Source organism: uncultured Thiodictyon sp. (genome assembly GCF_903828115.1).
Lineage (GTDB): Bacteria > Pseudomonadota > Gammaproteobacteria > Chromatiales > Chromatiaceae > Thiodictyon.
Genome location: NZ_CAIKKU010000793.1, coordinates 1 through 10,047, shown reverse-complemented (window position 1 = coordinate 10,047; position 10,047 = coordinate 1). Strand labels below are relative to the sequence as shown.

Below are 10,047 nucleotides of genomic sequence, written 5' to 3'. Positions count from 1 at the left end.
GTTGTCGTTGTCGTTGTCGTTGTCGTTGTCGTTGTCGTTGTCGTTGTCGTTGTCGTTGTCGTTGTCGTTGTCGTTGTCGTTGTCGTAATCGTAATCGTAATCGGAGAAGCGATGGCCTTGGGGGTGCGAGAGCATCCGAGGCGCGACGATAACCTCGATTACGACAACGACAACGACAACGACAACGACGAGGCATGAGATTGAACCAATTACCTCCGATTGAGCAGGCCCCCAGCCCCGGGAATGAGACCCGGCGCCGCATCCTGGGTGTCGGCGTCGCCACTCTCGACCTGATCAATACCGTCGACGCCTACCCGGCCGAGGACGCCGAGGTCCGCGCCACCGCGCAGCGGCAGGCACGCGGCGGCAACTGCGCCAACACCCTGACCCTGCTCGCCGACCTGGGCCACGCCTGCACCTGGGCCGGCACCCTGGCCGCCGACCCGGGCGCCGACCTCATCCACGCGGATCTCAGCGCCCACGGCATCGACTGCACCTACGCCGTCCACTGCCCCGGCGGCACCAGCCCCAGTTCCTACATCACCCTGAGCCGCGCCACCGGCAGCCGCACCATCGTCCACTACCGCGACCTGCCGGATCTGAGCGCCGCCGCCTTCGCGCGCATCCCGCTCGGGCGCTTCGACTGGGTCCACTTCGAGGGCCGCAACCCGGACGAGACCCGCCGGATGCTGGAGCACTGCCGCCGCGAGGCGCCAGGGCTGCCCATCTCACTGGAACTGGAAAAGTCCCGCCCCGGGATCGAGACCCTGTTGCGCGGGCCGGACCTGCTCCTGATCGCCCGCGCCTTCGCCTTGGCGGACGGCGGCCCGGGCACCGCCGCCGACCCCGGGGCCTGGCTCACCGCCCTACTCCCAAGCACCGACGCCCGGGTCCTGGTGCTCGGCTGGGGCGCACGAGGCGCCTGGCTGCTGGAGCGCGGCGGCGTCCCGCGGCTGGTGCCGGCACGCCCGCCCGAGTGGGTTGTCGACACCCTGGGCGCGGGGGATACGCTCAACGCCGGGATGATCGACGGGCTGGTGCGTGGATTCCAGGCCGCTGATGCCCTGGCCCAAGCGGTTGCCCTGGCGGGGCTCAAGTGCGGACAGACGGGTTTCGACGGATTAGCGGCAGCGGCACGGGCGCGGAGCCTGTAGGGTGCGCCGCGCGCACCCGGGCCGCATCGAGGCCCCGTCACCAGGCGCGGTGCGCATCCGCAACCCGGTCGGCCGCCCTTACCAAGGATCCGTTATCGCGCAAGGTGGAGATATCAAGATGACTATAGGTCTGCGCTACCGTTCCGCTACCCCACCGTCGGAATACCTGATATCCTTTCGGCTGGTATCGCTCCCTCCGGACCAGTAGTTCCGATACCCCACCGTCGGAACACCTGATACCCTTCGAGGAAGGGCTCGCGCAACGTGGGCCACAGTTCCGATACCCCACCGTCGGAACACCTGATACCCTCGCACAATCGCAAGATGTTGTTTCGTAATGTGCAAGCCCCTCAGAACAGCTCGATCTGGAGCGGTTCTGAGGGCCTTTTTCTGGTCTTTACGGCACCGAAAAACTCGCGCGTCATCCCGTACTGTTTATCCGTGAGCAGGAAAAATGCGACGTGGGCGCCCTCCGGGACCGCGGGTTGCAGACGCCGGATCATGGCCTCGGCGGCGGCCAGGGTCGGGAAGTGTCTCGCGTAGACCGAGAACTGGTGCTGGATGAAGTTCAGCTTGAGCAGGCACCGACGGAATCGGGTGTAGGCGCGACGTTGCTCCACGGTGGTGACCGGACAGTCGTAGACCGCGATCAGCCACATCACGCGCCAGCCGTTGATCGGCATGGGTAAACCGGCAGGGTGAGTTGAAGGCCGTCACCGCCCAGGTGGCGACACAGGCTGGCAACCGTTTCGGCAATCGCGGCCGGTAGTCGATAGCTGCCATTGGCAAGGACGACCTCCTCCGTAATCAAGGCCGCGCTGGAAATGGCGCAGGTTGGCCACCTGGGTGCCGATGCGGGCAGCGACAATCGTGGCCCACAGACGGCGCGCCCGTTCGCTGCCGTCCAGGGCGATCTGCTGGCGCAGCCGTGACCCGGCGACCACACCGCCCAGCCACGGCAGCAGGACACCACTCGGCAGGTGCCGTTCGTCAGTCAAGAGCACAATCGCCCCGCCCGCGGCCAGGCGTTCGAGTGCCTGGCCGCTGATCATGATCGCCGGGTGGTGCAGGACCAGGACGGCGATGTCCTCCGGCAACACCAAGGCATCCGCTCGCCGCTCCCGCTGGATGCGCAGCCGACCCAGGTTGAGGGTCAATCGGCTCGGACTTTCGATCAACAGGACCCGATGCTCAGACATCTTGGAGCAACTCCAGTCTGAGCAAACCTTTTCCTGAGACTTTGCGATAGCCGTTTGCCCCGTTCAGCTTGTCCACCGGCCGAGTTTCCATCCAACGCCCCAGGATCAGCGCGCCGCCACCTTCTGACTTGATCTGTCCGACCACGAAGATCAGACCGTCTTTGGTGTCACGGACCGTGTCACCCTTGTAGAACCTGCAGGCGCCCGGGGAACTGGTTCGGCGGGGCACAAGGTGATGCGGGACGAGCGCAACCACGGGCGGACCGGATGGGTTGGAGATTACTTCCATGAAGGCATAGCCCTCAGGGCGGAGGAGCTTGAAAAGACCCGGTTGCCGATCACCATGGCGCACGCAATGGGCCCCGGAATTGCCGTCGGCCACCAGGGCCACTCGGCGTATCTGATTGCCATAGTCCGGGTGTTCGATCGGGTCCCCGATTGCTTCAGCGGGTGTGCAACCGGCGGCGAGACGTTCTTCAAAGGCACGGCTCAGGATCTCACGGGTGGATGCGTGCTCGATCCGGGCAATGTCGGCGCGGATTTTGTCCGCACTGGGGCGCGTCCCACCGCCCAACTTGGCGACCTCCTTACGGATCAGGAGTCGCTGACCATCGGCGCTACGCCCGTAAGCGGTGTCCAGGAACAGGCTGCCGCCTGCATGACGATCCGGTTTGCGGGACAGATTGCAGTCGCGCACCAAGGCGACGGCCAAGTCACGCAGTGGACGGAGCGGCGGCTCGACCACCAGCCGCATCCGGGTCTCACCGGCCTCGGTAACCGCCTTATAGTGTCGGGCCATGCGTTGGTAGAGGCTGCGGTCACACAGTCCGATGGCCAGGGCATCGATAAGGTGGTGCCGATGGTCGATTCGCTTGTCAGGTCGGCGATCAGTGCGCTCGCCTGCCGAATGTCCTTCCCAATGAGCGCGGTAGCGCCGGAAGGTTTCGGGATCGATGATGCAGGCATCCGTGTCCAGGACTTGGAGCCCTTCTTCGATGCGTATTTCGGGGATCACGGTCTCCAGTCGCCAGGTGCGGCGCAGGTGTGCAGTGAGGGTGCCGCGACCGACCATGACGTCCCGACAGATGGTACGGAACCAGGCAGCCGCCTCCTTGGCGATCCAGGAGGACTCGTGGAATTGGCGGGCGCTGAAATCCTGGATGACCTGTTCGTCGATGAAGCTGTCTGCCGTCTCTTGGGCCGCCAACTGCCGGGCCTTGCCGTACCGGTGTGTCTGCTTGAACCGCTCCGCATGGTCCTGGATGAGTTGCCAGCGCTCCGGGTCCTGGCCCTGTCCCCAGGCCTGCCAGGGAGTCCGGTCGCCTTTCGCGTCGTTACACTCCCGATGGGCCAGAACGAGGAAATCACGCTGTTTGCCGATGCGCGTCAGGGAGCGGGGGTAGATGTGCTCATAGTGGGTGGCGGCGCCGTCCAGCGCATCGCTCAGGTTGATCGGTCGGTCACAATAAGGACACCAGTGCTGGTCCTGCTCGGTCCACAGGAGATACCGCAGTACGGTGTTGCGGTCCGCGGTGCCACCGTGCTCCGCAATGGCCGCGGCAGCCTGCCGGCGCGCCCGGGTGTTCTTGCCGATGCGATCGTTGATCTCGGCACGGCGTTTGACGCCGAGCGCCATGTCACGGCTCAACTCGACGATGATCTGGGCCGGCGGCCCCCCAAGATGGTCGATCGCGGTGTTCACCGCGCGCCGAATCTGCCGCAGCGCCACATCGACGACGATATTTCCGGTGTGAGGCGGCATGGCCAGACGGTCGCCGAGCGCCGGTTCGGACTGGCGACTGCGGGGATAGACCTGAGCAATGGCGTAGTGCTCGTCGCAGCCGTTGACCTGCATGGCCTCGGTGAGAGAGCGCAGGGCCTTGATGCAGTAGGCGCTGCGTCCGGTGTCCAGATGCAACTTAGCCATCCGTCCGAAGCGCGGGTTTGCGGCGAGTCGATCCACGAATGCGATCACCTCCGGGGCGAACTGTCGCACGCGCATTTGGTCGCCCTTGCCGGACATCAGCGTTTGGTGCCAAGCCGGGTCTTGGAGTAGTTCCGGCGAACCGACATCGGCCAGGAGGTTGATGACGGTGACCTGGTGGCCCGCGGTCAGGGCCGACCATTCGGCGAACAGCCCCAGGCGGCGCATGGCGGCAGCGGTCTTGTCGCCCGGCAGTTCATCCCGATTGCTGGTGTCCAGATTGAGCCAATACAGCGGCGGACGCGGGCAACCCCGCGCCTCCAACTCCCGATAGATCCGATCGAAGTTCACCGATGGGTGTTCCCGCAAGAGTTCGCGGACCACCCCCTTTTGCTCCTTGGTCAGTGGGCTGCGCCGTCGGCCGTTGCCCCAGCAAAGATCGGCGAGATGCTTTTCGATGCGGAAGGCTTGGGCGGCTGGCTGGGCGGTGGGCGAGCGCCGCAGGGAGGGTTCCAGCGGGCAGTTGCCGACCATGGGTGCGGGGGACCGCAACGGGCGTTGGTAGAAGATGGCGTCGCGAAAATCATTCCTCAGTGTTTCATCGCGGACGGCGAGGATGGGATGATGCCTGGACTGTTCGTCCCAGATGCACTCAAACTCGGCGAGCACAAGTTGTCGGTCCGCGTAGAGTCCTGCCGATTTGAGCCTGAGCGTCAGCCCCTCCGAGACGCGCGTATTGAGGTAGTCGCCGAGGGTGTCGCAACCCTGATCGTGCATTTGCGCGCGCAGTTTATCGATGCCGGACTTAACAACGCCCGCGTCCTCGTCGTCGTCGCGGTTACGGAACCCACCCCCGTAACCGCGCCGCTTGGCGAGTTTGAGCAGGACCCTGAGCAAGTCGGCAAGTTCGACGCGACCATGCGCTGCCTGGGCGCGCAAACGGTGAATAGACTGCCCAGCATCTGGTTTGACCTTGGCCGGGTCCAGACCGAGTCGGCTTGCAAGGTGGGCCAACTTGCCAAGTCGCCGCGCGCGCCGCTGATGTTGGCGACGCTGCTGACGCGCCAAGCGTCGCTGCGTCTTCTTCGGCTCCCCGACACCGCTCTTCTTGGGTGGCAGCAAGGGCTCGTCGAAGATGCGGACGGCGTGGTAGGCGACTTCCACCGGCGTGCCGTCCCCGTCCAAGACATAGGCCACCAGCCCGATCGATGCCGTCCCCAAGTCCAACGCAAGCCGATAGCCCATTATGCTTCCCCCCTTGCTGTAGTCTGTGTTAATCTTACTATCGTATCAGGTGTTCCGATGGTGGGGACTATCGGCAACAAGACTCGAGCAACCCTTCGGGGACGCAAGAGTCGTCGATACCAGACGACCGCTTCGGCGGTCGTTTGCTTTTGTGGCCCATGGATGCGTGCAGCGCCTTCGGTAACGGGGCCGATGGATTCATCGGGGGACACAGGGGCGGGAAAGCTCCGGCTAGCAGTCGGCTTCGATCGTCGCTGCGGCCGGGCAGGGATTAGTCCGCACAGCCGACCCTACGGCCGCGCTGCGAACCCGGCGTCGGAGTTCGCGCCGCGGCACCGCGTCGCGGCCGCAGACCGCTCCCACAAGGCGCTTTCATGTTCCGGGCTCACGAACAAGCCCTCATGGCCGTTAGCCGCGGCGTCTGCGAACCGGCCTCCCAGGCGAACCCCGTTCCCACGCACCGCGGCTGGGCAGACCTTTCGTGGCGTCGCCGCTCTTACCGCGTCGCCTGGATGGAGCGCAGCGCAATCCAGGTCCCCGCGGCAACCCGCTGATTCCTCGCGTACCACGCTATCGCGCAAAGCCGATATCGCAACCTTCCGATAAGCCCAACCGCGCCTCGCCAGGCCCGTTTTCCTCATTCCCAAGGACCCCGGGCGAATGTAATCTGGGACGCGGTGCTCTTCACCGGCGACCTCGTCCAATCGGGGACCTCGGCGCAGTTCCGGGAGATGCAGGCGCAGGTCCTGGACCCGCTCTGGGCGCGGCTTGCTGAGCTTGGTTCGGGTGAGGCGGTGCTGATCGCGGTGCCGGGCAATCACGATCGGTGGGCGCCGGATCGGGCTCATGGGCCTCAACACCGCCTTCCTGCAACTGGGCGCCGGCGACTACCAGGGGAAGCTCGTCTGGGACCCGCACCAGGTCCATGCGCTCTGCCCCGCGGGCATCGACCGCTGGGGCGCGGACCATGACCTGTGCCTGCTGCTCAGCCACCAGGGACCGGACTGGCTGACCCCGGCGGCGCGGGAGCTTGGGGAGTCAGAGATAGCCCCGGCCGGGCGCTTCGCGGCCCACCTGTTCGGGCACAATCACGAGGCCAGGATCAGCTATCTGCGCCAAGGCGGCGACCCCAACGCCGTTCGCCTGTGCCAGGGGTGCTCGGTCTTCGGGATGGAACACCATGGCGAGCCGCCAAGGCTGGAACGGGCACACGGCTACACGGCGGGTCAGATTCGCTTCACGGACAGGGACGCGGAGCTACGACTCTGGCCGCGCATCGCCACCAAGGGCACGGGCCGCTGGCGCTATGTCCCCGATCAAGAACACGCGGTCCTGCAAGACGACCAAGGCACGGCGCCTGAAACCCTGCATCTGCCGAAGCCCGCGCCCGTGCCCCCCGACCCGGACCGGGACGCTGAGCCGGCCGCGGATCTGGTCCCGTCGGCCAGCCGACCCGCCCCGCCCCACTCGACCCTCCCGGCGCGGTGCCCCTTCTTCGGCCGTGCGACCGAACTCGCCCGGGTCGCCGCCTGTCTCGCACCGGACTATCGCGGCTGGGGGATCGCCATCGACGGCCCAGGCGGCATCGGCAAGACCGCGCTCGCACTGGAGGCCAGCCACCGCGCCCCGGCCGAGCAGTACCCGCTCAAGCTCTGGATCACCGCCCAAGGCCGTGCCCTGCACCCGGACGGCGAGCGCCGCCTGGCCGACCAGCAGGTGCACGACTTCGACGCCATGCTCGCCGAGCTGGGCCGCGCCCTGGGGCGCGAGGACATCCCGCGCAGCGATCCGGCCGGGCGCGCCGAGCTGGTCCGTCACGCCCTGGCCGGGCAGCGGGCGCTGCTCGTCTTCGACAACCTGGAGACCCTGAACCAGGCCGAGCGGCGGCGGGTCTTCGACCTGATGGAGCGCCTGCCCGAGGGGTGCCGCGCCATCCTCACCAGTCGGCGGCGCACCGGCGGAGCCTGGGCAGGCCAGTGGTTACGGCTGGACCGGCTCGACCGCGCGGGGGCCGATGCGCTGATCGCCGAGCTTGGCCTGCGCTGGCTGCCGGCCGGGCGCCTCACGGCGGACGAGCGCGACCGGCTCTATGCCGAAACCGGCGGCAACCCGCTGCTGCTGACCTGGACCCTGGGCCAACTGGGGCTGGACCGGGGGCGCTGCCGGACCCTGGATGCGGCCATCGGGCGCCTGCAAGAGGCGCAGGCGGGTAATGACCCGCTGGGGTTCGTCTTCGGGGACTTGGTGGAGACCTTCACCGCGGACGAGATCGCCGTCCTCGCCGCCCTCTCCCACTTCACCGAGCCGGCACCACCGGGCTGTCTCCTGCCACTAACAGGGCTCAGCCGCACCGCCGTGGAGACGGCGCTCGATGACCTGCGCGACCGCGCACTGCTGATCGTTGATGAGGACAGGGACCAGTGGCTGCTGCCCGCGCTGGCCGCGCGCTACCTGCGCCGGGTCCGGCCCGAAGCCGTCGGGGAGACCGGCGGGCGCCTGGCCGACCGGGCGTATGCGCTGGCCGTTGAGAACGGCTTCCAAAAGTACGACCGCTTCCCGGTCCTGGACGCCGCCTGGGCCGAGATCAAGGCCGCCCTCCCGCTGCTGCTCGCGGGCGACAACCGGCGTCTGCAAGGGACCTGCGTCGCGCTGAAACAGTTTCTGGACTTCTCCGGGCGCTGGGACGACCGGCTGGCCCTCAGCCTGGCCGCCGAGTCCAGGGCCGAGGCGGCGGGGGACCGGGACAACGCTGGCTGGCGGGCCCACGACGCCGGCTGGTGCCACCTGCAGCGCGGCAATGCGGACGGGGTGCTCGACTGCGCCGGGCGGGCAAATGCCCATTGGCAGGCGGCCCGCACGGGTGCCAGGGAGCGGGGATACGCGATCCGCCTGCGGGGCATGGGCTATCGGCTCGCCAAGGACCACCCGGCCGCCATCGCCGCGCTACGCGAGGCACTGGACATCTGGCGGGGTCTGGCGCCTGACAGCCAGGATGTCGCCAAGGGCCTCAATTCTCTGGCCATCGCGCCCAAGTCCGCCGGGCGACTGGACGAGGCCGAGAGCCACTACCGCGAGGCCCTGGCCATAGCCCGCGCCCTGCCCTATCCCGAGGGCGTCGCCCTCGTTGCCGGGAGACTCGCCGAGTTGGCCCTGGGCCGCGGGGACTGGCCGGCGGCCGAGTCGCTGGCCCGGGAGGCCCTAGCCCTGGACGAGCCGCTCGGCCGCAAGGAATTGATCGCAGCGCACTCGCAACACCTCGCCATTGCACTCACCCACCAGGGCCGCGGCGCCGAGGGCCGCTGCCACGCCGAGCGCGCCGTCGCCATCTTCACCGCACTGCGCTCCCCGTACCTGGCCGAGGCGACGGCCACCCTCGCCGAGTGCCCGGCCCAACCCTGACCCCGGGGGCGCAGCCTCCCGCCCGCCGGTCGGTCACCGGGCTGCCCGCCCGGGTGGCCCCATGAACGAGTGGATAGACCCATGCATCAGGAGCGCCGGGCCTCGATCATCGTTGCGGCCGACGGGGATTGGTCCGCACAGCGGACCCTACGGGGTGGCTCCGTGCCGTAGGGTCCGCTGTGCGGACCAGCAACCTCGCGGTTCTCCTCGTTCCCAAGGTCCCAGACGGTGAAGGTATTCGCCGCCGGTACGCCCGCAAGCAGGCGCGCGGACGGCTATCGCCCATGGTGGGAGCGGCTTCAGCCGCGACCAGGCCACGCCAGCTTGCGAGGTCCACGGCCATTCGCGCGATCGCGTCGCGGCTGAAGCCGCTCCCACAGCGTCGCTGCGCGACTTTCAGGTACAGCCGCCCCCACCCTGCCGCGCGGATTGGCTGACACCGCAAGTGCGCGGCGATCACTCCTTGCGCCTGATCAGGGTCCCGTCGATGCGCTGCCGTGGCCGTCCCGCGGCATCCGTGCGTTGCAGTGTCCACTCCAGTCGATCGGGGGAGATCCAACGATCCTCAATGACAAAGACGCTGTCCGCCGTCTTGCCCTGCCAGCGCAGGATCGAGCCCCGCGGGTCCCAATGCCCCTGCGCCTCGTGACGATAGCCCTCGGAGTCGAACAGCCATTGCCGGTAGACACCGGCCTCGACATCATAGGTCATGACTTGAAGATCTGACCGACCCACGGGAATGGAGTGAGTACGGAACTCGACATAGCGGCCGTCCAGCGTTGGCCGGCCAATCGCCTCGCCCCGGGTGAGAACCTCGTGAGCAGGCGAACCCTCCATACGGATACGGGTATGCGTTTCCCAGCGACCCGCAAAGCGCTGCAGAACCGCTGCTGCCGCGGACGCCGTATCCTGCGCCGCGGCAATGACAGGAAGCATGGCAAGACACATCAGCACCGAGCGCTTCAGACAGGTTGTGACTCGCATCGTCGGTACTCCAGGTGTGTGATGAGCGAGCGCGTTGCTCAGCCGCACCGCCGGCCGGCTGGGCCTTGGTCATTATTCCGGCCATCTCGCGAGTGACATCCGTCGCGGCCTGGGGGCCGCTCCTACGGCGTAGGAGCGGCCC

General features: G+C 67.4%; 6 protein-coding genes and 1 pseudogene. 3 read left to right on the top strand and 4 right to left on the bottom strand.

What is annotated here, in order from left to right:
* Positions 1-200: 200 nt before the first annotated feature.
* Complete coding sequence (locus QZY48_RS29150) at positions 201-1,154, top strand: PfkB family carbohydrate kinase (RefSeq protein ID WP_295437253.1); 954 nt, start codon at positions 201-203, stop codon at positions 1,152-1,154.
* A 350-nt stretch (positions 1,155-1,504) separates the two neighbouring features.
* On the opposite strand, the gene cas2 is transcribed toward QZY48_RS29150, so the two are convergent.
* Genes cas2 through cas9 form a run of 3 tightly spaced genes read right to left on the bottom strand, consistent with a single transcriptional unit; the run spans position 1,505 to position 5,522 of the window.
* The gene (gene cas2 / locus QZY48_RS29145; RefSeq protein ID WP_295437251.1) at positions 1,505-1,837 is read right to left on the bottom strand and encodes a CRISPR-associated endonuclease Cas2; all 333 of its coding nucleotides are present in this window, start codon (positions 1,835-1,837) and stop codon (positions 1,505-1,507) included.
* 30 nt (positions 1,838-1,867) lie between these two features.
* Entirely contained in the window at positions 1,868-2,353 is a 486-nt protein-coding gene (locus QZY48_RS29140) for a CRISPR-associated endonuclease Cas1 (protein WP_295437249.1), read from the bottom strand.
* Positions 2,346-5,522, bottom strand: coding sequence for a type II CRISPR RNA-guided endonuclease Cas9 (gene cas9 / locus QZY48_RS29135; protein ID WP_295437247.1), 3,177 nt, complete (start codon positions 5,520-5,522; stop codon positions 2,346-2,348). The genes QZY48_RS29140 and cas9 overlap by 8 nt, the downstream gene beginning before the upstream one ends.
* 677 nt (positions 5,523-6,199) lie before the next feature.
* Here cas9 and QZY48_RS35120 point away from each other — a divergent pair.
* Positions 6,200-6,352, top strand: a pseudogene (locus tag QZY48_RS35120) (metallophosphoesterase); the annotation flags it as partial.
* Between the two features lie 16 nt (positions 6,353-6,368).
* Positions 6,369-8,921: a tetratricopeptide repeat protein gene (locus QZY48_RS29130; protein ID WP_295437245.1), complete on the top strand. Its 2,553-nt coding sequence runs from the start codon at positions 6,369-6,371 to the stop codon at positions 8,919-8,921.
* A 456-nt stretch (positions 8,922-9,377) separates the two neighbouring features.
* Here the strand turns inward: QZY48_RS29130 and QZY48_RS29125 are convergent, their stop codons facing one another.
* Entirely contained in the window at positions 9,378-9,905 is a 528-nt protein-coding gene (locus QZY48_RS29125) for a DUF1579 family protein (protein WP_295437243.1), read from the bottom strand.
* Positions 9,906-10,047 lie beyond the last annotated feature (142 nt).